20 protein-coding genes are annotated in these 26,076 nt (G+C 69.6%); 4 read left to right on the top strand and 16 right to left on the bottom strand.

All coding sequences use genetic code 11. The annotated features are described in order from the left end of the window. Nucleotides 1-88: 88 nt before the first annotated feature. Together G6039_RS13120 and G6039_RS13115 are read right to left on the bottom strand one after the other, a co-directional pair. Nucleotides 89-2,050, bottom strand: a complete 1,962-nt coding sequence (locus G6039_RS13120; RefSeq protein ID WP_043800993.1) for a hydantoinase B/oxoprolinase family protein — start codon at nucleotides 2,048-2,050, stop codon at nucleotides 89-91. After that, the gene (locus tag G6039_RS13115; RefSeq protein WP_029546737.1) at nucleotides 2,047-4,110 is read right to left on the bottom strand and encodes a hydantoinase/oxoprolinase family protein; all 2,064 of its coding nucleotides are present in this window, start codon (nucleotides 4,108-4,110) and stop codon (nucleotides 2,047-2,049) included. The genes G6039_RS13120 and G6039_RS13115 overlap by 4 nt, the downstream gene beginning before the upstream one ends. Nucleotides 4,111-4,221: 111 nt before the next feature. Here G6039_RS13115 and G6039_RS13110 point away from each other — a divergent pair, with 111 nt between their 5' ends. Both G6039_RS13110 and G6039_RS13105 read left to right on the top strand, forming a co-directional pair. Beyond that, nucleotides 4,222-5,781 (top strand): PucR family transcriptional regulator, encoded by a 1,560-nt coding sequence (locus tag G6039_RS13110; protein ID WP_006932166.1) that lies wholly within the window; start codon nucleotides 4,222-4,224, stop codon nucleotides 5,779-5,781. A gap of 28 nt (nucleotides 5,782-5,809) precedes the next feature. Next, nucleotides 5,810-7,360 carry a PucR family transcriptional regulator gene (locus G6039_RS13105; protein ID WP_043800995.1) on the top strand — a complete coding sequence of 517 codons (1,551 nt, stop codon included), beginning with the start codon at nucleotides 5,810-5,812 and terminating at the stop codon, nucleotides 7,358-7,360. A 61-nt stretch (nucleotides 7,361-7,421) separates the two neighbouring features. On the opposite strand, the gene G6039_RS13100 is transcribed toward G6039_RS13105, so the two are convergent. Together G6039_RS13100 and G6039_RS13095 are read right to left on the bottom strand one after the other, a co-directional pair. After that, nucleotides 7,422-7,703 (bottom strand): type II toxin-antitoxin system RelE family toxin, encoded by a 282-nt coding sequence (locus G6039_RS13100; protein WP_006932158.1) that lies wholly within the window; start codon nucleotides 7,701-7,703, stop codon nucleotides 7,422-7,424. After that, entirely contained in the window at nucleotides 7,700-7,990 is a 291-nt protein-coding gene (locus G6039_RS13095) for a type II toxin-antitoxin system Phd/YefM family antitoxin (protein WP_006932157.1), read from the bottom strand. The genes G6039_RS13100 and G6039_RS13095 overlap by 4 nt, the downstream gene beginning before the upstream one ends. 403 nt (nucleotides 7,991-8,393) lie before the next feature. On the opposite strand from G6039_RS13095, the gene G6039_RS13090 reads away from it, so the two are divergent. Continuing rightward, entirely contained in the window at nucleotides 8,394-9,548 is a 1,155-nt protein-coding gene (locus G6039_RS13090) for a hypothetical protein (RefSeq protein WP_043800998.1), read from the top strand. Nucleotides 9,549-9,660: 112 nt separating this feature from the next. Here the strand turns inward: G6039_RS13090 and G6039_RS13085 are convergent, their stop codons facing one another. From G6039_RS13085 to gabT, 4 genes are read right to left on the bottom strand one after another with little or no spacing between them, the layout of a single operon-like run. Then, the gene (locus tag G6039_RS13085) at nucleotides 9,661-10,776 is read right to left on the bottom strand and encodes a CaiB/BaiF CoA transferase family protein (RefSeq protein WP_006932154.1); all 1,116 of its coding nucleotides are present in this window, start codon (nucleotides 10,774-10,776) and stop codon (nucleotides 9,661-9,663) included. Continuing rightward, on the bottom strand, nucleotides 10,773-12,239 hold the full coding sequence (locus G6039_RS13080; protein WP_043801001.1) for an aldehyde dehydrogenase family protein: 1,467 nt from the start codon (nucleotides 12,237-12,239) through the stop codon (nucleotides 10,773-10,775). Before G6039_RS13080 ends, G6039_RS13085 begins: the two co-directional genes overlap by 4 nt. A 32-nt stretch (nucleotides 12,240-12,271) precedes the next feature. Continuing rightward, entirely contained in the window at nucleotides 12,272-13,465 is a 1,194-nt protein-coding gene (locus tag G6039_RS13075; RefSeq protein ID WP_006932150.1) for an acyl-CoA dehydrogenase family protein, read from the bottom strand. A gap of 34 nt (nucleotides 13,466-13,499) precedes the next feature. Further along, nucleotides 13,500-14,858 carry a 4-aminobutyrate--2-oxoglutarate transaminase gene (gene gabT / locus G6039_RS13070; protein WP_029546739.1) on the bottom strand — a complete coding sequence of 453 codons (1,359 nt, stop codon included), beginning with the start codon at nucleotides 14,856-14,858 and terminating at the stop codon, nucleotides 13,500-13,502. 177 nt (nucleotides 14,859-15,035) lie between these two features. Between gabT and G6039_RS13065 the strand changes: the two genes are divergently transcribed. Then, nucleotides 15,036-18,182, top strand: coding sequence for an NAD-glutamate dehydrogenase domain-containing protein (locus G6039_RS13065; RefSeq protein WP_043801005.1), 3,147 nt, complete (start codon nucleotides 15,036-15,038; stop codon nucleotides 18,180-18,182). A gap of 129 nt (nucleotides 18,183-18,311) precedes the next feature. On the opposite strand, the gene G6039_RS13060 is transcribed toward G6039_RS13065, so the two are convergent. The 8 genes from G6039_RS13060 to G6039_RS13025 form a co-directional block, all read right to left on the bottom strand. Then, on the bottom strand, nucleotides 18,312-18,632 hold the full coding sequence (locus G6039_RS13060) for a putative quinol monooxygenase (RefSeq protein WP_029546742.1): 321 nt from the start codon (nucleotides 18,630-18,632) through the stop codon (nucleotides 18,312-18,314). A gap of 106 nt (nucleotides 18,633-18,738) precedes the next feature. Beyond that, nucleotides 18,739-20,388 carry a chaperonin GroEL gene (groL, locus tag G6039_RS13055; protein WP_006932131.1) on the bottom strand — a complete coding sequence of 550 codons (1,650 nt, stop codon included), beginning with the start codon at nucleotides 20,386-20,388 and terminating at the stop codon, nucleotides 18,739-18,741. 39 nt (nucleotides 20,389-20,427) lie between these two features. Further along, the gene (locus tag G6039_RS13050; RefSeq protein WP_029546743.1) at nucleotides 20,428-21,453 is read right to left on the bottom strand and encodes an NAD(P)-dependent alcohol dehydrogenase; all 1,026 of its coding nucleotides are present in this window, start codon (nucleotides 21,451-21,453) and stop codon (nucleotides 20,428-20,430) included. Next, nucleotides 21,450-22,208, bottom strand: a complete 759-nt coding sequence (locus G6039_RS13045; protein ID WP_006932129.1) for an iron-sulfur cluster assembly protein — start codon at nucleotides 22,206-22,208, stop codon at nucleotides 21,450-21,452. The genes G6039_RS13050 and G6039_RS13045 overlap by 4 nt, the downstream gene beginning before the upstream one ends. Beyond that, the gene (locus G6039_RS13040) at nucleotides 22,205-23,248 is read right to left on the bottom strand and encodes an amidohydrolase family protein (protein WP_029546744.1); all 1,044 of its coding nucleotides are present in this window, start codon (nucleotides 23,246-23,248) and stop codon (nucleotides 22,205-22,207) included. Before G6039_RS13040 ends, G6039_RS13045 begins: the two co-directional genes overlap by 4 nt. Nucleotides 23,249-23,326: 78 nt before the next feature. After that, complete coding sequence (mimD, locus tag G6039_RS13035; protein ID WP_029546745.1) at nucleotides 23,327-23,668, bottom strand: propane 2-monooxygenase effector subunit MimD; 342 nt, start codon at nucleotides 23,666-23,668, stop codon at nucleotides 23,327-23,329. Then, nucleotides 23,665-24,771, bottom strand: coding sequence for an aromatic/alkene monooxygenase hydroxylase subunit beta (locus G6039_RS13030; protein ID WP_029546746.1), 1,107 nt, complete (start codon nucleotides 24,769-24,771; stop codon nucleotides 23,665-23,667). The genes mimD and G6039_RS13030 overlap by 4 nt, the downstream gene beginning before the upstream one ends. 50 nt (nucleotides 24,772-24,821) lie before the next feature. Beyond that, nucleotides 24,822-25,865 (bottom strand): 2Fe-2S iron-sulfur cluster-binding protein, encoded by a 1,044-nt coding sequence (locus G6039_RS13025; protein ID WP_043801009.1) that lies wholly within the window; start codon nucleotides 25,863-25,865, stop codon nucleotides 24,822-24,824. Nucleotides 25,866-26,076 lie beyond the last annotated feature (211 nt).

The raw sequence follows: 26,076 nt of genomic DNA, 5'->3' as shown, positions 1-26,076 counted from the left end.
CGGGAGGTTCGGCAGGGGAGCTTCGAGGGAGGGTGGAGAGCGCGAAAACCGTTGCGGGGCAGCGGTGTCACTGCCCCGCAACGGGGATTCAGGACCAGTGTGCGACGGAGCGGGTCCGCAGCAGATCGCGGAACTGGGCGGTGGTCGTGGGCAGCAGCTCGCCGGTGCCCCAGTCGACGATCACGCCGTAGCGGCGCACGAGATCGAGCATGGACAGCTCACCGCTGCGGTAGCGGCCGGCGACGGCTTCGGGGTCCTCGTCGAGCCAGCCCTTGCGCGACACGCGGATCTCCTCGCGGACGCGCTCGGTGGCGTCGTGGTCGAGCTCGTAGCGGTCGATCTCGGGGTCCACCGGCACGACGACGACGCCGTAGTCCAGGGCGGCGCGCTCGACGGAGACGTACCCGTCGATCACGTCCTCGAGCACGGCGTCCGGGTCCCGCTGCAGCGGATCCCCGTAGCCACCACCGCCCGCCGACGGCCGCTCGAACGAATCTCCGGACTGGACGGGCACATTCGAGAACACGGACCCGAGGAAGCGCTCCTCGGGGGTGCCGCGGTTGAGCCACACACCGTGCGGGATGGACGGCAGGCCGCCCTCGATGCCCCAGGTGACCGAGCGGGAACGGTCACAGCAGTACGACATCACGCTGCTGTCGCTGTCGGTGAGGATGCCGCCCTTGGACAGGCCGCACCCGCCGCGGTATTCCCCGGGTCCACCGGAATCGGTGATGATGGCGTGCTCGCTGGTCAGCACGGGGGTGAGGCGTTCCTGCCCCTCGCACGGCTGCACGGCCAGGCCGATTCCGAACACCGGTGCGGTGGCGCTCGATCCGTCCTTCGAGCTGCGTCCGCCCCAGCCGCCGGCCATCCAGTCGTACCACATGAAGAACGGCCGGTCGTCGGTGCGGGCGTCGCGGCCGCCGACGAGCAGGTACTCGAGGTTGAACGAGCACGCGATGGCGCGGGAGGGCACGACCTTCGACCACAGTTCGAAGATCGCGTTCATGATCTTCTCGTAGGGACCGGAGCAGAACCCGGTCACCGCGTGCGGCCAGCCCGCGTTGACGACGGTGCCCTCCGGTCCGAGGTCGGTGCGGATCGCGTTGTACAGGCCCGAGTTCAGCGGCACGTCGGGGAAGAACGACTTGGTGCCCGCCACGATCCCGGAGAACGCGGTGCCGTAGCCGCTGTTGAGGAAGCTGGCGACCGCCGGTGCGCTGCCGGTCAGGTCGTAGCTGAGCTGGTCGCCCTCGATCGTCATGGTGACGCGGATCGGGACGAGCCCCTCGGGCCGGGCGGGATCGGAGTCGAGGTAGTCCTCGGTGGTCCACGTGCCGTCCGGCAGGTCGGCGACCCGGCTGCGCACGATGCGCTCGACGTAGTCCTGGACCTCGCGCATCGCGTCGGTGACGGTACCGCGCCCGTATTTGTCGACGAGTCGGTGGATTTCACGTTCACACACGCCCGTGGCCTCCGCCTGGGCGTGCAGGTCGCCCATGCTGATCTCCGGGGACCGGGTGTTCGCGACGAGCAGTTTCGCGACGTCCGCCAGGAATCGGCCCTCGTGCCACACCCGGACCGGGGTGATCCGCAGGCCCTCACCGAAATGCTCGGTGGCGGTCACGTCGAACGACCCGGGGACGCTGCCGCCGATGTCGGCCCAGTGGCCCTTGTTCTGCGCGAAGGCGATGAGGACGCCGTCGGCGAAGATGGGCCGGACGAAGCTGACGTCGTTGAGGTGGGTGCCGCCCCGGTAGGGGTCGTTGACCATGAAGATGTCGCCGGGGTTGATGTCGGAGCCGAATTCCTCGAGCACGGCCTTGCACTGGAAGTGGAGGGTGCCCACGTGGACCGCGATGTCCTGGCTGCCCTGCATCACGGTGTTGCCCTCGGCGTCGCAGAGCGCGGAGGAGAAGTCCCGCGAGTAGATGACGAACGAGTAGCAGGTGCGCAGGATCTGCTCGGACATCAGGTCGACCGAGGTGGCGAACGCGTTCTTGAGGACCTCGAAGGTGACCGGATCGAGGGTGGGGGACGTGGTGGTCATCGGGTCTCCTGGATGTCGATGCGGATGTTCGCCCACTCGTCGATCGTGGCGGTGGTCCCCGGGGGGACGACGGTGGTGGAGTCGAGCTGGGTGATCACGGCCGGGCCGGGGATGCGCGTACCGAATTCCAGTGTGTCGCGGTCGAAGACGGGGGTGTCGAGCCGGCCGCGCGCCTCGTCGAAGTAGACGTTGCGCCGCTCGACGGGCGCCGGCTCCGCGGTGGTGGGTTCGGAGGTGCGCGGGAAGTTCGGCTTCGGCGTGGTGCCCACCGCGCGCAGCCCGATCTGGTAGATCTCCACGGGTGTGTCGTCGCGCCGGAACGAGTAGTCCCGTTCGTGCTCCTCGTGGAACCGCTCGACGGCCTCCGCGAGGAAGCCGGGGCCGCTGCCGGCCGCGACGGTGAGCGAACGCCACTGCCCCGCGTAGCGCATGCTGATATGACGATCGAGGACCATCCGTTCGGGTTCGACCCCCTCGTGGCGGAGACGCTGCGTGCCCTCCTGCTCGAGCCGCAGGAATTCGCGCTCGAGCGCGGTGGTGTCGACCTCGTCGACGCGGCCCTGGAACATGGCCGACAGGTCGTGCCGGATGTCGACGAGCAGGCACCCCTGCGCCGAGGTGATGCCCGGATGGGGCGGCACCACGACGGTCGGAATGGACAGTTCCTTCGCGAGGGCCGCGCCGTGCAGGGCGCCCGCGCCGCCGCAGACGACGAGGACGAAGTCGCGCGGATCGTAGCCGCGCCGAATGGACAACAGCCGCACCGCATCCGCCATGTTGGCGTTGGCCACCTGGATGATGTTGCCGGCCGCGGTGTCGGCGTCGAGACCGAGCGGTCCGGCCACGCTCTGCTTGATCGCGTTCTCCGCGGCCGCCACGTCCAGGGTGAGGCCGCCGCCGATGAGGGTGGTGCCCAGGCGGCCGAGCAGCACGTTGGCGTCGGTGTTCGTCGGCTCGGTGCCGCCGCGCAGGTAGCAGGCGGGTCCGGGGGAGGCGCCGGCCGACTGCGGCCCGTTGCGCAGCGAGCCTGCCTCGTCGAGCCAGGCCAGCGATCCGCCGCCGGCGCCGATGGTGAGCACCTCGATGCTGGGGAAGGAGATGGGGAAGCCGTACTCGACCTGCCACTGCTTGGTGGTGCGGACCTCGCCGTCGTAGACGAGCGAGATGTCGGTGCTGGTACCGCCCATGTCCAGGCCGATCGCGTTGGGGTATCCGCAGCGGGTGGCGATGTCGGCCACGGCGATCGCGCCGGCGGCGATGCCGGAGGCGGCGAGCCGGACGGGATACTTCTCCACCATCGCGGGGGTCATCGAGCCCCCGCCGGAATGGAGCAGGAGCAGGTCGCCGTCGTATCCGTCGGTGCGCAGCTGCGCTTCGAGCCGGTTGACGTACCCGCTGACCAGGGGTGCGAGCACGGCGTTGGCGACGGTGGTGGAGGCGCGGTCGTACTCGAAGATCTCGGGGAGGATCTCGCTGGAGGTGGAGACGGTGACGTCGGGCAGCTCGGCCTCGAGCAGTGCCCGCACGCGCTGCTCGTGTGCGCTGTTGACGTAGCTGTTGATCAGGCACACCGCGACGGTCTTGATGTTCTTGCGGCGCAGGATGCGGGCGATCTCCCGGACCTCCGACTCGTCGAGCGGGGTGACGACCTCGCCGGCGTAGTCGATGCGTTCGGTGACCTCGTACCGATCACGGCGGCGGATGTAGGGGGTGCCGACGTCGACGTACGTGTCCCACAACTCGTCCTTGGTGCCGTCGCGGATCTCGAGCACGTCGCGGAACCCGCGGGTGGTGACGAGGGCCGCGGGCGGGAAGTTGCGGGTGATGAGCGCGTTGGTCGCGACGGTGGTGCCGTGGGAGAACAGGGTCACCTCGGTCAGGTCGATGCCCGCGGTGCGCACACCGTCGATCACGGCGCGCATGGGATCGTCCGGGGTCGAGGGAACCTTCGCGATGCGGGTGGTCGATGCGCTCTCGTCGAAGATGCACACGTCCGTGAAGGTGCCTCCGACGTCCACGGCGACGCGCAGGTGGGGATTGCGGGATGTGATCATCGTCATACTCCTGGGTCGGGTGGAACTCAGTATTCGGCCTGGTCGCGGGGCCATCAATTGGAGAAAGTGAATCGAGTTCCCCGAATCGTTGGAGATCTTCACACCCATGGGAGAAAGATGTCGGGCATGCTTCCGGACCGTTTCCGGCTCGTCGACCTGCTGCTCGAACCCGACCTCGGGCTCCGGCTGGCGACCGATGCCGACCCCAACGTGGGAATCACCGGCGCGCACCCGATCGAGATCGAGAACCCGACCCGATGGCTGCGGCCGGGGTCGATGATGCTCACCACCGGCTCGCGCTTCCCCGGCCACGAGCACCCGCAGCAGGCCTATCGCGAACTGATCCGCGAGCTCGTGGGGTCCGGCATCGCCGCGCTCGGGTACGGCGTCGGGGTGATCACCGACGACGTCCCCCGGCCCCTGCTCGACGAGGCCGAGCGCCATCGGTTCGCCGTGGTGGCGATCCCGCCGGAACTGCCGTTCATGGAGGTGGTCGGACGTGTCAATGCCGCGGCGCAGGCGCAGGACTCGATGCTGCTGCGCCGCACGCTGCAGATGCAGAACCACCTGCTCGAGGCGATGACGGCCGAGTCCCCGGAGGCCGACCTCGTGGCCCGGCTCGCCGGGCTGCTCCGCAGCAGCGTGGTCCTCTACAACGAGGTCGGCGACGTCGTGGCCTCGGCGGGTGGCGCACCGGTGCACCTGATCCGCAATCAGCTGCGCGGCCGGGACGGCCGGCTGCTGTTCCGGGTGGGCCGATGGTCGGTGAGCGCGCACTCGATCTCGCCGGGCGGCCAGCACTACTGGTTCGCCCTCGCGTCCAAGAGCAACGAACTCACCGATCCGCTCACCGCGCCCGCCGTCGAGGTGTCGCTGAGGCTGCTCAACACGATCGAACGCACCCGCCAGCGCGCCACCATCGAGAACCGCGCGCGGCACGCCGCACTGGTGCGGGCGCTGGCGTCGGGCGATCCGGCCGATTCCGACACCGTCCTGGACCAGCTCGAGATGCTGCGGTTCGGCCCCGAGCCCGATATGCGGATGCTGGCCTTGTCCGCCGCACCCGACTACGACAACCGCCGATGGGTGTTCCGGGCGAACTCGCTGCTCGATGCCGTCGAAACGGACGTGTCCGGGCTGGCCCGCGACATCGGGCTGACCCTGCTGCTCGCCCGGGGCGAGGGGGGCCTCGTCGGAGTGGTCCCCGCCCGGGCGGAGGCTCTCGACTCCTGGTCGAACAACCTTCCGCAGGGGTTGACGTGCGGCTCGAGCGAGCCGTTCACCGATCCCGCGCGCGGGCCCGACAAACTGCGCGAGGCGCGCTGGGCGCGACGGGCCGCGGAACGGCTCGGCCGCAGCACCCAGCGCTTCGAGGACGTAAGCCTCGCGGACTGGTTGCTGGCGGGCCGCGACCCGGGGCCCGCCCTCGCGCGCGCCACCGCGGTCCTGGCCCCACTGCTCGACGGCCACGACGACCTGGTCGATTTCCTCGTGCTCCACCTGGCCCGGGACCTGGACGTGGGGCGGACGGCGCGGGAGCTGAACCTGCATCCGAATACCGTGCGGCACCGGGTGAAACGAGTCGAGGACCTGCTGGGCCGGTCCCTGCGTTCCCCCCGGGACGTCACCGACGTGCATCTGGCCCTCGAGGTCCTCGCCGAACACCCCACCTCCTAGCCGCCCGGTGCGGGGAAGGATCGTCATCATGGCCATCACCGTGCGTCGGCTCACGACGCTGCCGGAGCTCGGGCTCACTCTCGTGGCGGGTCGCGACGGAGCCGACCGTGTCATCGAGTGGGCGCATCCGATCGAGCTTCCCGACCCCACCCCGTGGCTCTCGGGTGGAGAGCTCGTGATGACCACCGGACTGGAGATCGGCGCCGGCGCCGACGAGCAGTTCGCGTACCTCCAGGGTCTGGTGGGGGCCGGCTGCGTGGCCTTGGCGTTCGACACCGGCACCCGGTTCGACCGCGTGCCCGACGGTCTGCGCGCCGCGGGTGACGCGCTGGGGTTCCCGGTGCTCGCCGTGCCCGCCTCGACGCCGTTCATCGCCATCACCCGGGCGGTCATCGACGAACTGACCGCCGACCAGGTCCGCGCGGTGCAGCGGGTCGTCGATCAGCAGGAGCGGCTGGCCCGGGCCACACTGCGCGGGGGTGTGCCCGCGGTCGTGACCGCGCTCGGTCAGGCCCTCGCCGGAGCCGTCGCCGTCGTCGACGCCGACGATCGCGTACTCGCCGAATACGGGTCCGACACGACGCGGGCGGTCCGGCATGCGCGCGGGGTGGCGGAGTCGGCGTCCCGATCTCCGCGGCGGCGGCAGATGAGCAAGGTGCTGGCCGACGCCGCGGGGCACTACACCGTTCAGAGCATCGCGGCGGCCCAGGACCTCTACGGATACCTCGCCGTCGGCACCGCGGAGCCGCTCCCGCCGGCCGACCGTCTGCTCCTCGCCCACGCCGTGTCGCTGATCTCCATCGAGCTCGGCAAGCCCGCGAAGGTGCAGAGCGCAGAACAGCGGCTGCGGGCCGTCGTCACCCGGACACTCTTCGACGCACCCGAACGCATGGACGCCGGCCTGCTCCGCTATTTCGGGTTCGAACCGACCGACACCGTCGCCGTCGCCGTGCTGACGGAGGTCGGCCCGCTGCTGCCGGCGGAACGGCAGGTCGGCGCAGTCCTCGCCGCGGAGGGCGTACCCCATCTGGCGGCCTCGGTCGGCACGGATGTCGCCGTGGTTCTGCCGGCCGACCGGGCACGCGAGATCGCGACCCGGGTCCAGGACCGGGTCCGCGCGCAGCTCGGCCGGCCGGTCCGGTGCGGGCTGGGCGGTCCGTGCGGCGTGAAGGACGCGAACACCAGTGTGCAGCAGGCTCTCTCGGCGGTCAGGGCAGCGCGGAACGGGGGCCGGACACCGGTGGAGTTCGCCGAGCTCGGTACCTTCTCGGTGTTGCTGGGCATGCAGGACCCGGACGCGCTGCAGGCCATCGCCCGCACCGGACTCGAAGCACTCGATGCCTACGACGCGAAGCACGGATCGAGCGGAAGACTGGTCGAGACCCTCGCCGCGTACCTCGAGCACAACGGCCAGGCCGAGAGCACCGCCGCCGCGCTGGGCATCCACCGGCACACCCTGCGGAACCGGCTCGCCCGCATCACCGAACTCACCGGCCGCGACCTCGACTCGATCCACACCCGGGTGGAGTGGTGGCTGGCCGTCAAGGCCCGGGAGATGCTGGACGGCCGTGGCGGATAGGTGCCGACGTCCGGTCGCAGCGCCTCGACGAGATCCTCACCCCGGCCGCGCCCCGGACGATTCAGGTGCGGTACGCGTCGGCGCGGTGGGAGATCGCGGTGACTCGGACCTGGCGGGTGTTCTCGTCGATCAGGTACAGCACCCGGTAGGAGCCGCGGCGGGCGGAGCAGGCCGGTGCCAACGGTGGGGCGAGTTCGTTGCCGACCCGGTGCGGGTTTTCGAGGAGGGGTCCGGTGAGGAACTCGTACACCGCGGCGGCGACCTTCTCGGGCAGGGTCCGCTCGAGCGCACGGGCAGCGGTACGGGCCACGATCAGGGTGTAGGGCTCGCCGGGAACGCTCACTCGTCGCCGGGCTTGCCCGCGGACATGATCTCGGCGAGGGATGCGGCATCGAGGCTGTCCCCGGCCTCGATCTCGGCCATTCCCGTGAGGTGGTCGGCAAGCAGGGACTTCTCGGCCAGCACGGCAATGGTCTCGCGCAGCGCGTCGTAGTCGTCGGCACCGAGCAGCACCGCGGCCCGGTGCCCATTTCGGGTGATCTCGAACCGCTCGTGGGTGCGCTCGGCCTCGTCGACCAGACGGGAGAACTGCGCCCGCGCCTCGGCCACCGGAAGAGTCGTCATGTACATAATTGTAGCCAACATTTCGGCTGACCGCTGCGACCTCGACTCGATCCACACCCGGCCGGAGTGGTGAGCGGCCGTCGAGGTCCGGGAGATGCCGGGCGGCCGTGGCGGACGATCCGGACCCGAGCGGGGGATGCAACGCGGCGCAACAGTTGTGACGCGCGATCGTTTCGAGTGTGCTCCGAGTCACATTCTCACGAGTCGCATTCTCACGGGAAGGACACTCCGATGCTCCACGCTCCCACGGCCGGTCCCGAACTGCGCCGGCGGTGCTGACGAAGAACCCTCGAGGACACGGTCCGCGATCCGGCAGCCGACTCCGGCCACCACACCACTCACCGATCTCCTCGGCCGACGTTCCCCTCGCCCCTCGTTTCGAGGGCATCACAGAAGGTTTCGGTACCCCATGCCCGAACGCTCGCACGCCGACACGTCCCCGGGGTGGCTCGGATTCGGTGTCGCCAACACCGCCGTGATCACCACCGCCTCCGTCGCGGCGTGGTATCTGCTCGCCGACCCGCGGCTCAGCCCGTTCGACCTGTATCCGTTGCCGTTCAACGCCGCCCTGTTCTGGGCCCTGCTGTTCGTCGTGTGGGCCGGATTCAACCTCGAACTCTGGGGATTCGACCGGCTACGGCAACCCTGGCGCGGCATTGCGTTCCTCGGCGCCGCTACGGCTTTCGCCGTCGTTGTCACGTATGCCCTGGCGAGCGGAATCGGCCACCTGTATCCCGACTACGCGGCCGCGCGTCCCGACGGCCTGGGCTACTTCACGGGCGCGTTGTTCGTCCTGTTCGGCTTCTCCACGTGGGTCCTGGTGGTGCTCAACTGGGGACACTGGCCGTGGACAGATCTGGGCCTGAAACAGCCGTGGGTCGGCGCCTGCGAGATCGTCTCCCTCCTCGTCCCCACCGCACTGCTCTATCTCGTGTTGGGTGTACCCGCGGTCTCGGAGACGGTTCGGGAAGGCACAGCACTGCTCGGCATCGACACACTGCTCGGCTGGTACTACTCGATCATCGTCGCGATCGTGCTCACCGGACAGACCTGGGAGAACTGGCCGTGGCGGCTCGCCGGCAGCCGCATGCGGGTCGCACTGGTCTCGACGGTCGGCAACATCGTGCTCGGCACCGTGCTGTTCGCGGCACTGCGTGCGGTGTGTGCGGTGCTCGTCGGTCCCGGCACGGCAGCCGAACCGGGCTTCCCGCTCGATCAGTTCCCGGCCCAGCTGGGCGTGTGCTGGGTCGCATGGATGATTCTGTGGGCCAACGCCTTCGGCAACAGGCCGACGGGCGGCGGGGCCGTGGTGAACCTGCTGTCCCGTGCAGCGATCACGTTCGCCCTCGCCGTGACCACGTTCGTCCTGTACTACTACGTGATCGCCGAGATCGTGCTCCACGAGCCGGCCGTCGCCGGCGGCCTGCACGGCAACGCCCTCGGATTCATGGACCTGTTCGCGTTGGTGACGCTCCTGTACGTCGTCGGCTTCGAGTCCTTCGGTCTGCGACGGCCCGCAGCCACCGTTCCCGCCCCCGAGGATCGCGCCATCGCGCATCCCTGATCGAGGGAGGGGACGGACGACGGAGGCGCCCGCCGTTCGGTTCGGTGCGGCACGACGCCCGTCCCGCCGCGGCCGGACGCGACGGGACGGGCACTCCTCCGGTTCCTGCCGGTCAGTCCGCGGCTCCACCCAGGGGTGGCGGGGCCGAACGGTACCGGACCGGAGTCCTGGAGAAGCTCAACGGATTTCCGACCTGTGGCGTGGCGCTTCCCGGCACGGACACCACGGCGTCGAGGCCGAGACGCCGGGCGAACTCGAATGCCTCGGCGACGTCGTTGATGGGTCCGGCCGGAACACCCACGCGGGAGAGTTCGTCGTACCAGTGGTCGGCCCCGGCCGTGACGAGGATCGAGGTGATCTCGGCGCACAGTTCCTCGCGGTGTGCGACGCGCAGCGGGTTGCTGCGGAAGCGCGGATCGGTGGCCAGCTCCGGCGCGCCGATCGTCTCGGCGAGCCGGGTGAACTGCTTGTCGTTGCCCACCGCCAGCGCCAGCGGCCGGTCCTTGGTCGTGAACACCTCGTACGGGGCGATGCTGGGGTGCCGGTTCCCGAGGATGCCGGGCACCACCCCGGCACCGAGGTACGCCGACGCCTGATTGACGAGCGACGACAGGAGCGCGGAAAGAAGGTTGGTCTCGACGCGCTGCCCCTCGCCGGTGCGCTCCCGATGATGCAGAGCGGCGAGGATGCCGGCGAGGGCGTGCAGGCCGGTGAGCACGTCGACGACCGCGACACCCACCTTCGTCGGCGTACCGGCCTCGGGTCCGGTGATGCTCATGAGCCCACCGACGGCCTGCACGAGCAGGTCGTAGCCCGGCAGTGCCGCTCCGTCCCCGCTCCCGAACCCGGTGACGGAGCAGTAGATCAGCCCCGGGTTCACGTCGAGCAGCTCGTCGTAGCCCAGGCCGAGCCGCTCCATGGTGCCCGCCCGGAAGTTCTCGACCACGATGTCCGCGCGCGCCACGAGCCGGCGGGCCTCGGCGCGGCCGTCCTCCGACGCGAGGTCCAGGACCACGGAGGTCTTGTTGCGGTTCACCGAGTTGAAGTACGTGGCCGAGCCCTCGTCGTCGTAGGGCGGTCCCCACGCGCGGGTGTCGTCGCCGGTGCCGGGACGTTCGATCTTGACGACCTCGGCACCCATGTCCGCGAGCATCATCGTGGCGTAGGGGCCGGCGAGGACCCGGGTGAAGTCGGCGACGACGATGCCGTCGAGTGCGCCCCTGCTCATGCGATCGGCCTCCCGCCGCGAAGGTAGACGGTCGTGGTGTGGGTGAAGAACTCCCGTGCGGCGCGGCCCTGTTCCTTCGGGCCGTACCCGCTCTTCTTCGCGCCGCCGAACGGGACGTGCGGGTCGGCGCCGGCGGATTCGGAGTTGATGTGCAGGATGCCCACGTCCAGGTCGTCGAGCGCCCCGAGGGCGCGGGTGAGGTCCTGGGTGAACACCGCCGCCGACAAGCCGTACTCGCTGTCGTCGGCGAGCGCGAACGCCGTCTCGGCGTCGGCCGCCCGGCACACGGCCAGCACGGGCCCGAACAGTTCCTCGCGCCACACGTCGAGCCGGGTGCCGGGCAGCTCGAGCACGGTGGGCGGCACGTAGAACCCGGCCGCCAGTTCACCGTCCTCGTAGGGCCGGCCCCCGCACAACACTCGGGCACCCTGGCGTACCGCCTCGTCGACCCCCGCCCGGATCGACGCCCGCGCCGCGGCGTCGACCACCGGACCCATGTGGACGTCCTCGTCCAGGGGATTGCCGACGGTCCACTTCCCGATCCGGGCGACGAGTTCACCGACGAACTCGTCGGCGACGTCGTCGGTGACGATGAGCCGGGAGGTCGCCGTGCACTTCTGCCCCGACGACCGGAACGCGCCGAGCAGCACCTGTTCGGCGGCGAGATCGAGGTCCGCGTCGCCGAGCACCACCGCCGCGTTCTTGCCGCCCATCTCCGCCTGCACCGGCACCCCCCGGGCGGCTCCCGCCGCCGCGAGGCTCCGGCCCACCGCCGTGGAACCGGTGAAGGTCAGCGCGTCGACACCCGGATGGTCGGCGATGCCGGCGCCGACCGCCCGGCCACCGATGACGAGGTTGAGCACCCCCGGCGGCAGGCCGGCGTCGGCGAGGGCCTGCATCAGCCGCATGGCCAGCAGCGGCACGGTGCCCGCCGGCTTCCACACCACGGTGTTGCCGTAGGTCAGTGCCGGGGCGATCTTCCAGGCGGGGATGGCGATGGGGAAGTTGAAGGGGGTGATGACCCCGACGACGCCGACGGGCTTGCGCGCGACCAGGATCTGCTCACCGCGGCGGGGGGAGGCGAACATCTCGCCGGCCTCCCGGTCGCCCTCGCCGCCGTAGAAGCGCAGGATCTGGGCCGCGCGGAGCACCTCGGCGACGCCTTCGCCCCGCGTCTTGCCCTCCTCCCGGGCAAGTTCCGCGCCCCACTGCGACGCGGACGATTCGACGACGGCAGCCGCCCGGGCGAGGACGGCACCGCGCTCGTGCGCCGGGGTTCTCGCCCATGGCCGGGCCGCGGCGCGCGCGGCGGCCACGGCCCGGTCGACGTCGTCGCCCGTGGCCGCACGACCGCGGGCCACGGTGACGTCCGGCTCGGCGGGGCTGATGCTCGCCAGGGCCTCGGCCCCGCCGTCGAACCACTCGCCGTCGATGTAGTGCTGCAGCAGAACGGGTGTCGTCATCGTGTGTCCCTTCGACGCTTCGACGGTGCGGGTCAGCGGAATGCGGCGTGACCGGTCAGGGCGCGGCCGATCGAGAGCAGGTGCATCTCGCTGGTGCCCTCGTAGGTCAGCACCGACTCGAGGTTGTTGGCGTGCCGCAGCGGCGAGTACTCGAGGGTGATGCCGCTGGCGCCGAGAATGGTCCGGCATTCGCGGGCAATGGCCAATGCCTCGCGCACGTTGTTGAGCTTGCCGAGGCTGATCTGCTCGGGGGTGACACCGGACTCGTCCTTGAGGCGGCCGAGGTGCAGTGCGAGCAGGAAGCCCTTGCCGAGCTCGAGCGTCATGTCGGCCAGCTTCTCCTGGGTGAGCTGGTAGGCGGCGAGCGGGCGGTCGAAGACCTCCCGGGAGGCGGCGTAGTCCAACGCGGTCTCGAGGCTGTTCCGGGCCGCGCCGAGCGCGCCGAACACGATGCCGAACCGGGCCTCGTTGAGGCACGACAGGGGAGCCCCGAGGCCGCGGGCGAGGGGAAGCTCGGCCGAGCCCGGCAGGCGCACGTTGTCGAGGACCAGCTCGGAGGTCACCGAAGCCCGCAGCGACAGCTTGCGGTGAATCCTGTTGGCGGTGAAGCCGGGTGTGTCGGTGGGAACCAGGAACCCGCGGACACCCTCGTCGGTCTGGGCCCACACCGTGGCGACGTCCGCGAGATTGCCGTTGGTGATCCACATCTTGGTGCCGGTGAGGATCCAGTCCGAACCGTCCCGGCGGGCGCGGGTGCGCATTCCCGAAGGGTTGGACCCGAAGTCGGGTTCCGTCAGGCCGAAGCATCCGATGGCGTCTCCGGAGGCCAGGCGGGGCAGCCATTCCTGCTTCTGTTCGTCGGATCCGTAGCGGTGGATGGAGAACATCGACAGCGAACCCTGCACCGAGACGAAGCTGCGGAATCCGCTGTCGCCGGCCTCGAGTTCCAGGCAGGCCAGGCCGTAGCTGACGGCGTTGGTGCCGGCGCAGCCGTACCCGTCCAGGTGCATGCCGAGGACGCCGAGGGCGCCGAACTCCTTCGCCACTTCCTTGGGCAGCGTCGCGGATTCGAACCAGTCGCCGACCTCGGGGACGAGCCGGGTCTCGACGAAGCGGCGGACGGTGGCGGCGATGTCGCGTTCGTCGGCGTCGAGCAGTGTGTCGGCGCCGAGGAGTTCGAGCGGTCGCAGCGGACCGGTCGTGCGGGCGGGTGCGGTGGTGGTCATGTGCTGGTCCTCGCGGAGTAGGGAGCGGTGGTGGTCAGAGGGCGGCGAACGCGTCGCGCAGCACCGAGAACGCCTCGGTGAGCAGCTCGTCGGAGATCGACAGCGGCGGCAGGAAACGGAGCACGTTCCCGAACGTGCCGGCGGTCAGGGTGAGGACCCCGTGGGCCTGGCAGTACCGGACGATCTCCGCGACGGCCTCGCGGTTGGGAGTGGTCGTACCGGGCTCGACGAGTTCGACGGCGATCATGGCGCCGCGTCCGCGGACGTCGCCGACGACGGGGTGGTGGGTGCCGATGTCGCGCAGTTCCCGCAGCATCAGCGCGCCGATTTCCTGAGCCCGGTCGAGCAGATGCTCCGCTTCGATCGTCTCGAACACCCCGAGGGCCGCCGCGCACGCCGCGGGGTTGCCACTGTAGGTGCCGCCGATGCCGCCCGGGTGGGCGCGATCCATGATCTCGGCCCGGCCGGTGACGGCCGCGAGCGGAAGCCCGCCGGCGAGTCCCTTCGCCGTGACGATCAGATCCGGCACCAGGCCTTCGTGCTCGCAGGCGAACCATGCTCCGGTGCGGGCGATGCCGGTCTGCACCTCGTCGGCGACGACGAGGATGCCGCGGTCCCGGCAGAAATCGGCGACGCGGCGGAGGAATCCGTCGGCGGGGACGATGAACCCGCCTTCGCCCTGGATGGGTTCGACGACGACGCACGCCACCTGGTCCGCGCCGATCTGGGCGTCGACGAGCAGCCGGAACTGCTCGAACGCCTCGTCCGCGGCGCGGTCGGGCCCGCTCGGCCACCGGTAGGGGTAGGCCATCGGCGCGCGGTAGACCTCCGGGGCGAACGGACCGAAGGAGTGCTTGTAGGGCTGGTTCTTCGCCGTCATGGTCATCGTCATCAGCGTCCGGCCGTGGAAGGCGTGGTCGAACGTGACCACGGCGGAACGACCGGTCGCCGCGCGGGCGTACTTCACGGCGTTCTCGACGGCCTCGCTGCCGGTGTTGAACAGTGCCGTGCGCTTGGCGTGGGTTCCGGGGGTCAGCCGGTTGAGGACCTCGGCAACCTCGATGTACGGCTCGTACGGCGTGGCGAGGAAGCAGGTGTGGGTGAACTGCTGCAGCTGCGCGGTGGCGCGTTCGACGACGCGCGGCGCGGAGTTGCCGACGGTGGTGACGGCGATGCCGGAACCGAGGTCGATGAAGGAGTTCCCGTCCACGTCGACGAGCACACCCCCGCCGCCCGCCGCCGCGTAGATTTCGGCGCCACTGGCCAGGCCTGCCGGCAGCGCGGCGGCACGGCGCTGCGCCAGCTCGCGGGACCGGGGGCCCGGGATTTCCGTCACGATGCGGCGTGCCTGCTCGAGTCCGGGCCCGCCCCGTACGAGTTCCACTGCGGTCATGTCCTTCTCCCTCCGTCGGTTTCCTCGAACTGTAGGGGCGAGAACGCCGGTCACTCATGGACCGGAAGTACAAGTTCCGCCGCATACATGGACATCGAGTACATGTCCGTCTCCAGGGGTCGCCCGCAGACTGGCGGCACACCACGGCCCACACCGGGTGATCGAAAGGACACGCCGATGACCACCGATACCGCCACCACGCATCGACACGAACCGCTGCCCACCGACGTCGCCGGGGCCGCGCGGCACCTCGCCGGGTCACGCGGGGAGCATCCGGCCCTCCTGTTCGTCGAGCGCGCTGCCCGCGACGGCGTCGCCGACGCCGTCATGAGGTGGCCGGGCCGCGATCCGTCGCTGTCCGACTCCGTCCACACCTTCGAACACTTCGGGCTGCGGATCGACGATCACGAACACCTGACGGGGGACGGCGAGGATCGCCGGGTGCATCGGTTCGCGTTCGTCACGCCCCCGGAGTGGGGGCCGGGTTCGCCTTGCCGGGTAGCGGCGGTCGTCGACGCCCATGCGCAGGGCCGCACCGTCGTCGACCGGTACGCCCGCCTCGCCGTCGTCGCCGATGTGGACGTGCGGGACATCGCCCTGGTCCGGGCCGCCGGCCGCTTCGCCCGCCAGGCCGGTCTGATCATGTCGGAGCGGTACATCGTCGATACCCTCTGCCGGCATCCAGGATTCGTCGAGGCCCTCGTCGCCTGCTTCGCCGCGCGCTTCGACCCGGACCGGTGCGACCGGGACGTCGCCGCCGAGCGGGCGGAGCGGGCGCTCGCCGCGCGGCGCGGCGCGGCGGAAAGCCTCGACGAGGACCGCATCCTGCGCAGCCTGGAGTCGTTCGTCACCGCCACCGTGCGCACCAACTGGTACCAGCGCGACGAACACGGCGCACCGAAATCGTACGGCGCATTCATGCTCGATTCCGGACGTCTCGCCGATCCCGGGCCCGTCGTCCCCCACCGCGAGATCTTCGTCCACTCGGACGACATGGAGGGCATCCACGTGCGGAGCGGCACCGTCGCCCGTGGCGGTGTGCGATTCTCGGACCGCCCGGAGGACTACCGCACCGAGGTACTCGGCCTGATGAAGACCCAGGTGGTGAAGAACGCTCCCATCGTCCCCGTCGGCGCCAAGGGTGCGTTCGTGCGGCGAAACCCGGATGTCTCTCCGGCCCAGGCCTATTCGACGTTCATCCGGGGAATGCTCGATCTCGTCGACAATATCGTCGACGGGAAGATCGTGCACCCGGACCGTACGGTCGTCCACGGTGGGGACGACGGATATCTGGTGGTGGCCGCGGACAAGGGCACCGCCGCGTTCTCCGACCTGGCGAACTCCATCGCAGCGGAGTACGACTACTGGCTCGGCGACGCCTTCGCCTCCGGCGGATCCAGCGGATACGACCACAAGGCCATGGGCATCACCGCGCGCGGCGCGTGGGTCGCGGTTCGCGAGCACTTCGCCGACCTCGGTGTCGACGTGGACACCACCGAGGTGACGGCGGTGGGGATCGGAGACATGTCCGGCGACGTCTTCGGCAACGGGATGCTGCTCTCCCCGCACCTGCGCCTCGTCGGCGCGTTCGACCACCGGCACATCTTCCTCGACCCGGACCCGGACCCGGCCCGCGCCTACGCGGAGCGCCGCCGGCTGTTCGAGCGCCCCGGATCGAGCTGGGACGATGTCGACCGCGACGTCCTCTCGCCCGGCGGAGGGGTGTGGCCTCGCTCCGCGAAGTCCGTCACCGTCCCGGAACCCGCACGGCGCCTGCTCGGTCTGCCGCACCCCACCACCACCCCGAGCGAATTGATCAAGGCGCTGCTGACCGCACCGGTGGACCTGCTCTGGAACGGCGGCGTCGGCACCTACGTCAAGGCCACCTCCGAAAGTCACACGGATGCAGCCGATCCGGGTAACGACGACGTCCGCGTCGATGCCTCCCAGCTCCGCTGCCGCGTCGTCGGCGAGGGCGGCAACCTCGGTTTCACGCAGCGGGCACGCATCGAGTTCTCGGCGGCGGGTGGCCGCATCAACGCGGACTTCATCGACAACGCGGCCGGCGTCGCCACCTCCGACGCCGAGGTGAACCTGAAGATCGCCCTCGAATCCGCCCGGCGCAGCGGACGTCTGACACTCGAGGAACGCAACCGCCTGCTCGGCGACGCCCGTGACGAGGTGGCCCGCACGGTGTTGCGCACGAGCCGGGACCAGTCGGTGGCGCTCGGGCTCGCCGTCTCGCGCGCGGCCCGGCTCCTCGGCCGGCACGAGCGGCTCATCAGCCACCTCGAGACCGGCGACGGGATCCGCCGCAGCACCGAGGTACTGCCCACGGTGCAGGAGCTGGCCGCGCGGGCCGGGGCCGGCCGCGGGCTGACCAGGCCGGAGATCGCGGTGCTGCTCGCGCGGTCGAAGAACGTCGTGTGCCGGGACCTGCTCGAGTCGGATGTGCCCGACGACCCCGTCTTCGCCGACGTCGCCCAGGCGTACTTCCCCGAACGCATGCGCGGACTGCTGCAGGACGAGATCCGGGATCATCCCCTGCGCCGCGAGATCGTCGCGACCCGGATCGCCTCCGACCTCGTCGACCACGTCGGACCGGGGATGATCTATCAGCTCGAGGAACGACTCGGGGTGCGCACGCCGGCGGTCGCACGGGCGTACGCGGTGATCCGGGCGGTGTTCGACACCGACCGGTTGTGGGCCGAGGCGCGGGACCGCCCCGGTTCCGGCGCCGAACGCTGGGCGCGGCTCGGCACCGTGCAGAATTTCGTCGAGCATGCGGCCTCGTGGATCCTGCGGCTGCGGCCGTCGCCGCTCGACGTGAGCGCCGAGATCACCCGGCTGCGTGCCGGAGTGGAGGACCTGCTGAGCGACACCGGGGCGGACGGGGGGCCGGACTTCCGGCTACTCGGCGAGTACCCGGCCCTGGTCGACACGGCGTACACGCTGAACTGCCCGGCGCGCACCGTCGCCCGGGTGCACGCCGGCACGGGTTCGCTGCTGGGGCTCGACGGGACGTCGCCGGACCTGTCCGCCGGATCCCACACCTGGTGGGACAGCACGGCGATCGCCACGGTGCGGGACGAGCTCGCCGAACGCCACCACGCCCTCGTCGCCGCGATCCTGCGCCGGGACGGCACCCCGATCGCTCCGGCCGACGTCGACGAGGTCCTGGCGCGGTGGCAGCGGCGGGTCCCGGACGCGATCGCCCGGGTGACGCGCCTGACCACCGAACTGCGCGAGGACGGGCTCGTCGATCTGCCGCGGGCGTGCACGCTCGGCGCGGAACTGCGCCTGCTCGTGCGCGAGAGTCATTGATTGTGGTGCCCTTTCGGATCGGGGGAGATCCGAAAGGGCGCCACGGCGGCGAGCCACCAGAGTGTCACGGCGGCGAGCCGCCACAGTGTCACGGCGGCGAGCCGCCACAGTGTCACGGCGGCGAGCCGCCTATATTTCGAGTTCGCCCATGCGGGACCACTCGACGCCGGGGATCTCGGTGTGGAGGATCCGCGGGGTCTCGCTCAGCGCCGGGCGCATGGCGTCGAGCCCCTTGCGGAAGTGGTCGGCACCGACGTGGGCGGCACCGGCCTCACCGTCGCGGAACGCCTCGACGAGCACGTACTCGGACGGGTCGTCCACGCTGCGCGACCACTCGAACCACAGATTGCCCGGTTCGGCCCGCGTCGACTCGGTGAATTCCTTTGTGAGGGCGACCCAGTCGTCCCGGTATTCGCGACGGACCCGGAACCTGACCACGATGAAGATCATTGCGCACTCCCTTCCTGTCGAGCCGTGGTGGGCACGGCGGCGGCCGGTTGCCTCGGAGGGAAGCGACCGACGAGGCCCGGCCGCCGCCGAGACGATCCCCCGGCGATCAGTAGATGTTGGACGGGCGGACCATGCCCTCGGCCAGGTCCCCGAAGCCGGGCGCGTGGATCGCCCCGGGGTTGCCGAAGACCTCCTCCACGATCGCGGTCTCGGTGGTGATGAGCAGCGCCGCGATGGACGCGGCGCTCTCGAGCGCGGCGCGGGTGACCTTGAACGGGTCGACGACGCCCTCGTCGAACATGTCGCCGTACTTGCCGGAGAGCGCGTTGAACCCGTGTCCCGACGGCAGCCCCGCGACGACCTCCACGACCTCGTCGCCGTCGAAGCCGGCGTTGACCGCGATCCACCGGAGCGGCTCGGGCAGGGCACGCCGCACCACGTCGCGGCCGATGCCTTCGTCGCCGGGCAGGTCGAGCTCGGCCAGCGCCCGGTGCGCCTGCCCCAGGGCGGTGCCGCCCCCGGCGACGATGCCGTCCTCGAGGGCGGCCCGGGTGGCGGCCAGGGCGTCCTCGACGCGCAGCATGCGTTCCTTGAGTTCGACGCTGGTGGCGCCGCCGACGCGGATGACGGCGACCCGCCCGGTGAGCCGGGCGATGCGCAGCTGGAGGCTGTCCTGGTCGGCGTCGATCCGGGCCCGTCCGAGCTGCGCCTCGAGCTGCGCGATCCGCGCATCGAGGAGACTCTGATCGCCGTGGCCGCCGACGATCGTCGTCTCGTTCTCGGTGACGGTGATGCGGTCGCAGGAACCGAGGTGCTCGGCCGTCACCTCGGACAGTTCGACGCCGGTGTCCTTGGCGACGACGTGCCCGCCCAGCGCGACCGCGAGGTCCTGCAGCTCGGCGACGCGCCGGTGCCCGAAGCCGGGCGCCCGCACGACGACGGACTGCATGGTGTTGTGCATGTTGCCGCCGACGAGGAGCTGCAGGGCGGGGCCGTCGACGTCCTCGGCCAGCACGACGAGGGGCCGATCGGCGCGCTTGGCCGCCTCGATGCTCGGCATGATCTCCTGCACCTGGGTGATCTTCTTGTTGGTCAACAGGATCAGCGGATTCTCGTGGACCGCTTCCATGCGTTCGGGGTTGGTCACCATGTAGCCGGAGATGTAGCCGTGGTCGAATTCGATGCCGTCGACGACGCTCACCGACATCCCGAGGGTCTCGCTCTCCTCGGTGGTGACGATGCCGGACCTGCCCACGTGGGAGACCGCCTCGGCGATGGCCTCGCCGATGGCCTCGTCGTCGCTCGCGGCGAGGGTCGCGATGCGCTCGAGATCCTTGCGTCCGTCGACCTGCACCGACCGGTCCCGCAGTGCCTCGACGACGACGGGAACGGTGCGTTCGATGCCGCGCCGCACCCGCATGGGATTGGCACCGGCGTCGACGGCCCGCATCCCCTCGCGGACCATGGCCTGCGCCAGCACGGTCGCGGTCGTGGTGCCGTCACCGACGACGCCGTTGGTCTTCATTGCCACTTCCTTGACCAGCTGCGCGCCCATGTTGGCGAACGGGTCCCGCAGCTGGATCTCGCGGGCGATCGTGACACCGTCGTTGGTGATGGTGGGTGGGCCGGTCAGCTTCTCGAGCACCGCGTTGCGGCCCTTGGGGCCGAGGGTCACCTTGACCGCGTCGGCGAGCGCGTTGACCCCGTACTCGAGAAGGAGGCGTGCCTCCTGGTTGAACCGCAGATCCTTGGCCATGGCTGGGTTTCCTTTCGTGCTGACTGTGCGGGGTGCGGTTCAGGGGACGAGGATCGCGCGGCCGCGGACCCGTCCCGCGTCGAGGTCGTCGATCGCCTGCTGGAACTGCTCGAGCGGATATTTCGTGGTGTGCAGCGTGACTTTTCCCTGGGCGGCGAGGGCCATGAGCTCCTGCAGGTCGTTGTAGGAACCGACGAGATTGCCGATGAAGTTGATCTCGGTGGAGATCACGTCGATCGTGGGGACGTCGATGTTCTCGCCGTATCCGACCACGTAGTAGTTGCCGGCGCGGCGCAGCATCGCGACGCCGTCCCTCGTGGCGCCGCCCTCGCCGACGAAGTCCACCACGGCCTCGGCGCCGCGGCCGCCGGTCAGCTCGAGCACCTGCTGCACGTGGGTTCCGTCGGCGACGATGCCGTGGTCGGCACCGATCCCGACGGCCAGCGCGACGGCGGCCGGGTTGCGGTCCACCACGATCAGGGTCGCCGCGGAGACCGCCTTCAGGACCTGGATGCCGATGTGGCCGAGGCCGCCCGCCCCGATCATGACGCACACGTCGCCCGGTCGCGTCGCCCGCGCGGCCTTGGCGACCGCGTGGTAGGCCGTGAGCCCGGCGTCGGCGAGGGCTGCGACGTCGGACGGCTCGAGCGAATCGTCGATCCGGACCACGCTGCGCGCGGTGGTGCGCAGGTACTCGGCGTAGCCACCGTTGGTGTCGATGCCGGGGAACCGGCTGTTCTCGCAGTGCACGTCGTCGCCGAACCGGCACGCGCGGCAGAGTCCGCACGTGATGAGGGGGTGGAGGATGACCTTGTCGCCGACGGCGACGTTGGTGACGGCGTCGCCGACGGCGTGGACCCAGCCGGCGTTCTCGTGGCCGATCGTGTACGGCAGGACGACGCCGCTCTTCTCGGCCCACTGCCCCTCGAGGATGTGGATGTCGGTGCGGCACACGCCCGCTCCGCCGATGCGGACGACGACGTCGAGCGGGCCCTCGATCTTCGGCTCGGGGATCTCCTCGAGCTGGAGCTTGGTGTGGTACCCCACCACCTGCACGGCCTTCATGACACTCTCCTGACGATTGCGGAACAACTGGTTCGGACGTCGGCGACCCGGGGTGTTGCCGATCCGCCGTCGCTGTCGGCGTACCGGGTCGCGAGCAGCCCGCGGCAGAAGTGTGCGTTCCCCTCCATGGAGATCCGCACGGACTTGGCGAACCGCAGCCGCATCGGTACCGCCTCACGGGGGATCGGCCGCCCGTCGTCGTCGACGAACACCCGGCTGGCCGGGCACAGGCTCAGGCCGATGTCGAGCCGCCGGCGTATCAGGGCCGCCTTCTGCCGGCCGGGCGGGATGTCGCTCAGCGTCAGCGACGGGATGTCGTCGACGGTGAGCTCCGAGTGCTTCAGCAGGTTCTCGAGGCAGCGTTCCAGGGCGGCGAGGTGCGCCTTGCGCCGGAACGTGCGGCGCAACTCGTCGAGGTTCTCCTCCGCCTCGGAGCCGAAGGTGCCCCGGTAGCCGGCGTCGGCGGCGAGACCGCGGTTGATCTTGCCGCTGTCGTGGTGGTCGTCGAGGAGGATCCGCACGTGCCCGATGTCCTCGATCGCCCGCAGGGCGTCCTGCGCGTCGGATGCCATGAGGTAGGCGAAGTTCGGCGAACAGAACGCGGTGGGCAGCCGCAGGTGCACGGTCACCCCGTCGTCGTCGAGGACCACCGACCGCACGAAGCCGAGATCGGTGATCGGTTCGTCCAGTTCGGGATCGACCACGGTGCCGAGCGCGGCGAGCACGTCGCTGCCCGACACCGGAGCCGCGGTCACGACGACACCGCCTGCTGGGCTCCCGCGGCGACCTCGACCCCCTCCTGTCCGGCCGGCTCGGGCAGCCGCAGGTGTTCCGGGACGTCGATGTCGTAGAGCGCCGCGGCGTTGAGGCCGAGGATCTTCTTCTTCTGTTCGACGGTGATCGGCGCGTATTCGGTCATGTCCTCCGGGATCTGGAAGTCCACGAACTTCTCGATCAGCCACTTCGGGGTCCACAGCGCGTAGTCGCTGGCGAACAGGATCTTGTCCTCGCCGATCCAGTAGAGCAATTCGCCGATGATCTGGGCGAAGTACCGGGGACGGGTGTGGATGAACGGCATCGCCACGGCCAGACCGCCGTACACGTTGGACTCCTGGGTGGCGATCCAGCAGAAGTCCTCGAGCCGGGGCAGGCCCACGTGTTCGACGACGAAGCGCAGATCGAGGTAGTCGGTGGCGACCTTGTCCACGTCGGCGACGTCGAAGGCGTCACGGTCCAGCGGCCGGATGGTGGGGCCCTTGTGCACGTGGATGTTCTTGATCCCCAGCTCGATGCACTCCTCGAGGTAGCGCCTCGACCACGGGTCGTCGAGCTTGTATCCGCGGGAGTCGCCGTGCCATTCGGCGGTGTAGAGCTTGACGCCCTGGAGGTTCATCCGTTCGGCGTCCCGGCGCAGCTGTTCGAGGCCGGCCTCCCCGTAACGGGGATCGTAGGCATGGTTGTACGTGAGCTTGTCGGGGTGCTTGCGGGTGAGCCCGAACGCCTCCTCGGTCTGCCCGAACCCGTTGCGGTAGAAGTCGCTCAACAGGGTGGCCTGGAAGATCGCGTGGTCCACGTGACCGTCCACGAACAGGTCCTTCATGAGGCGTTCGCCGCCGTAGTAGGTGTAGGTGTCGTAGTCCCACACCTCCTCCTCGGGGCTGAGGTTCTTGTGGTAGTCGTAGAAGCAGTCGATGAACTGCCGCCCGTGCACGTTCTTCTGGTTCGACTCGCGGCCGTCCCAGATGTGCACGTGCCCGTCCACGATGAAGTACTGCTGCCCGTCCTTCTCGTACATCGCTTCCCTCGTTCTGTCGTGTGCCGGTGGTGGATCGGGAGCCGTCCGGGCCCGGTCTGCGGGCCCGGACGGCCGCGGTCAGTGCGCCGTGAGATCGAATCCGATGTACTCGGCGGCGTCCTCGGGACTGGCGAAGAGCATGGTCTTGTCATCGAGGTGCACCATGCGCCCGTAGTGGGTGGAGCTGATCTCCTCGAAGACGGAGCCGTCGAAGTCGGAGCCGAGAGCGTCGGTGAGTTCCTCGTAGTCGAACTCGAGGCGGTTGACGCCGTCGACGCGGATCATCGACGGGTACTCCGTCAGCTGCACGCCGTCCTTGGCGCCCATGACCTCGGCGACCACGCGGCCGATCGGGGTGTTCATCAGGGTGACGCCACACATGTTGGAGAACTCGGTGGCCGATCCGAATTGCATGCTCACTTGTCCAGCTCCTTCGCGATGTCGAGCCCGATGTCCTCGAGCAGGGAACGGAACTTCGCCTCGGCCGCCTCGAGGCTGGAGGCGAAGGTGACCGCCTTGTCGGCCGGCTGCGACCAGATCGGCTGCAGGGCGCGCGCGGCGTCGAGGCAGCGCGGCACCCAGGTCGCCAGCCAGGTCCCGAACAGCTCCCTGTTCGATTCGCCGAACTGCTCGTCGCGGGTGAGCAGCCGGAAGAGGTTGCGCGTGTACGCGAGATCCCGGTCGTAGTCGTGCTCACCGGTGCCGACGATCGTCGGCGTGATGTAGTCGCCGTTGCGGGCGGCGATCTGCATGACCAGTTCGCTGCGGAACAGCGAGCCGACAAGCTGCTCGAAGACGATGTTGGTGGCGAAGAGCAGCTCGCACCAGTCCGGCACCGCGGTGAGCCGTTCGACGACCTCGCGGGTGGGCTGCCATTCGGGCGCCGACTGCCAGACCTCCTTGTGGGCGGCCCCGTCGAACGGTATCCCGGCCTCGGACAAGTCGAGGTTGAACAGCGCGAGGTCCTGCGCGAACCGCATCTTGTGTGCCGCGTTGACCGCCACCGCGGTGTTGATCATGTTCGTGGGCCCGGACCGCTGGATGGAGGTGAACACGTGCAGCGCCAGGCCGTTCTCGGCGTGCATCCAGGCGCCGAGGTTGCGCTCGATGAACTTCAGCCACGGCGTGTTCCAGCCGTCGTAGGCGCGGGCGCGCTTGGCGTTCTGCAGGCACAGATCGACCTGGCGCACGACCGCCGCGTTGTTGCGGTAGATCGTCTGGTCCCACTCCTCGTTCGGGTCGAGGAAGGCGTGCCAGTTCGACGACTTCGCGGCCGTCCATTCCTTCGGGTATCCGCCCGGTCCGTCGCCGAAGCCGTAGATCCAGCCCTGCGACAGGTGCCGCTCGGGATCGGGCTGCACGTCGACGGTGACGTCCTCGTACATCGTCGACCGCTTCTTGGCCGGCGTGTAGTAGGTGAAGGTGCGGCTGCGGGAGCTGGGAAAGTCCAGCGCGCCGGCTTCGGAGTCGGTGAACTCGATCTTCGGGAAGCTACGGTGCTTGGAGTCGGTAGATGCGGTCATCTCGTTTCTCACTTCTGTCGGTGAAGGAGCAGGGTGGTTTCCTACGGCGCCTACTCGAAGGCGGGGCTGGTGAACTTGTCGTAGAAGATCTGGTCTTTCGGGGTGTTGTGCACCTCGAGCAATTCCAGGGCTGCATCGACCATGGGGGGTGGCCCGCACAGGTAGACCTCGCTCCGATGGATGTCCGGCTCGCGACGGTCCACGATGTCGGTGACGTTGCCTTCCTCGACCTCCGGGAGTCCGGACGGCACCGGCTCCGCCGACTCCGAGAGGCAGGGCACGAACACGAAGTCCGTCAGGGTCTTTCCCAGTTCGAGGATCTCTTCGAGGTAGAACAGATCCGCCGGCGTGCGGGCACCGTAGTAGAACCGGACGGGCCGGGTGCTGCCGGTCTCGCTCATGTGCCGCAGGAGCGAGAGGATCGGGGCCATGCCGGCGCCGCCGCCGATGAAGACCACCGGCAGGACGTGACCGTCCTTGAGGGTGAAGGATCCGTACGGTCCGGTCAGGGTGATCTCGTCGCCCACCGAGATGCCGTCCTCGAGCAAGCCGGCGAACTTGCCACCGGGGTACTTCTTGATGAGGAACTCGACATGTCCCGGCGTCGATCGGGTCGTCGCCATGGAGAAGGACCGATGTTCCTCGGTTCCCGGTATCTGCAGGTCGGAGTACTGACCAGGTTTGAACTCGTACTCCGTGGGTTCGACGGGCTGCAGTTGCAGCGACACAATGTCCTTGGTCATCGGCTCGATCGCGGTGATCCGGGTGCGCACTTCTTGGATGGGGATACCACCCAGGAGTTCGTCCTCGTCGAAATTGAGCAGTTCGATGGTGCAGTCGCTGTATGCAGTCGAGCGGCAGAGCAGTACGTGCCCCTCGTCGGTCTCGGCGTCGTTGCAGGCGAACGTCGAATAGTCCTCCATTTGGATGTCGCCGTCGAGGACAAAGGATTTGCAGGCCGAGCAACGCCCCTCGCGGCAGCCGTGCATCAGATGGATGCCCTGCCGGAAGGCGGCGTCGAGGATGTACTCGTCCTCGCCGACTTCCATCTCGATGTCGACGGGCTCGAAATTGATGCGGTGCTTGTCGGCCACGGGGGTGTCTCCTGGGCTCGTGGAATGAATGGTGAGGCGGTGGGTGGCGCCGGAGTGGCCGCGGCGCCACCCACCGAGCCTGAACCCTGATCCACCGTCGTTGATCTGTGTCTGATCTCCGATCGTTTTCGGACGTTGTTCCGGTTTCGGGCATGAGTGTCTCGCCGGTCTGCCCGGCGTTTCCACTGGTGTCCTCGGTCGTGACCCGTTC

It is taken from the genome of Rhodococcus aetherivorans (assembly GCF_011058165.1).
Lineage (GTDB): Bacteria > Actinomycetota > Actinomycetes > Mycobacteriales > Mycobacteriaceae > Rhodococcus > Rhodococcus aetherivorans.
Note: the sequence above shows the minus strand (reverse complement) of the source record. Positions and strands in the feature narration are given on the sequence as shown.

What these genes read in the sequence shown, in the direction of transcription:
- G6039_RS13090 (WP_043800998.1), top strand. Translation starts at nt 8,394, where the DNA reads ATGCCCGAACGCTCGCACGCCGACACGTCCCCGGGGTGGCTCGGATTC.
- G6039_RS13115 (WP_029546737.1), bottom strand. Translation starts at nt 4,110, where the DNA reads ATGACGATGATCACATCCCGCAATCCCCACCTGCGCGTCGCCGTGGAC.
- G6039_RS13050 (WP_029546743.1), bottom strand. Translation starts at nt 21,453, where the DNA reads ATGAAGGCCGTGCAGGTGGTGGGGTACCACACCAAGCTCCAGCTCGAG.
- G6039_RS13120 (WP_043800993.1), bottom strand. Translation starts at nt 2,050, where the DNA reads ATGACCACCACGTCCCCCACCCTCGATCCGGTCACCTTCGAGGTCCTC.
- G6039_RS13080 (WP_043801001.1), bottom strand. Translation starts at nt 12,239, where the DNA reads ATGACGACACCCGTTCTGCTGCAGCACTACATCGACGGCGAGTGGTTC.
- G6039_RS13105 (WP_043800995.1), top strand. Translation starts at nt 5,810, where the DNA reads ATGGCCATCACCGTGCGTCGGCTCACGACGCTGCCGGAGCTCGGGCTC.
- G6039_RS13040 (WP_029546744.1), bottom strand. Translation starts at nt 23,248, where the DNA reads ATGTACGAGAAGGACGGGCAGCAGTACTTCATCGTGGACGGGCACGTG.
- G6039_RS13060 (WP_029546742.1), bottom strand. Translation starts at nt 18,632, where the DNA reads ATGATCTTCATCGTGGTCAGGTTCCGGGTCCGTCGCGAATACCGGGAC.
- G6039_RS13030 (WP_029546746.1), bottom strand. Translation starts at nt 24,771, where the DNA reads ATGACCGCATCTACCGACTCCAAGCACCGTAGCTTCCCGAAGATCGAG.
- G6039_RS13085 (WP_006932154.1), bottom strand. Translation starts at nt 10,776, where the DNA reads ATGAGCAGGGGCGCACTCGACGGCATCGTCGTCGCCGACTTCACCCGG.
- G6039_RS13075 (WP_006932150.1), bottom strand. Translation starts at nt 13,465, where the DNA reads ATGACCACCACCGCACCCGCCCGCACGACCGGTCCGCTGCGACCGCTC.
- gabT (WP_029546739.1), bottom strand. Translation starts at nt 14,858, where the DNA reads ATGACCGCAGTGGAACTCGTACGGGGCGGGCCCGGACTCGAGCAGGCA.
- G6039_RS13110 (WP_006932166.1), top strand. Translation starts at nt 4,222, where the DNA reads ATGTCGGGCATGCTTCCGGACCGTTTCCGGCTCGTCGACCTGCTGCTC.
- G6039_RS13065 (WP_043801005.1), top strand. Translation starts at nt 15,036, where the DNA reads ATGACCACCGATACCGCCACCACGCATCGACACGAACCGCTGCCCACC.
- G6039_RS13095 (WP_006932157.1), bottom strand. Translation starts at nt 7,990, where the DNA reads ATGTACATGACGACTCTTCCGGTGGCCGAGGCGCGGGCGCAGTTCTCC.
- groL (WP_006932131.1), bottom strand. Translation starts at nt 20,388, where the DNA reads ATGGCCAAGGATCTGCGGTTCAACCAGGAGGCACGCCTCCTTCTCGAG.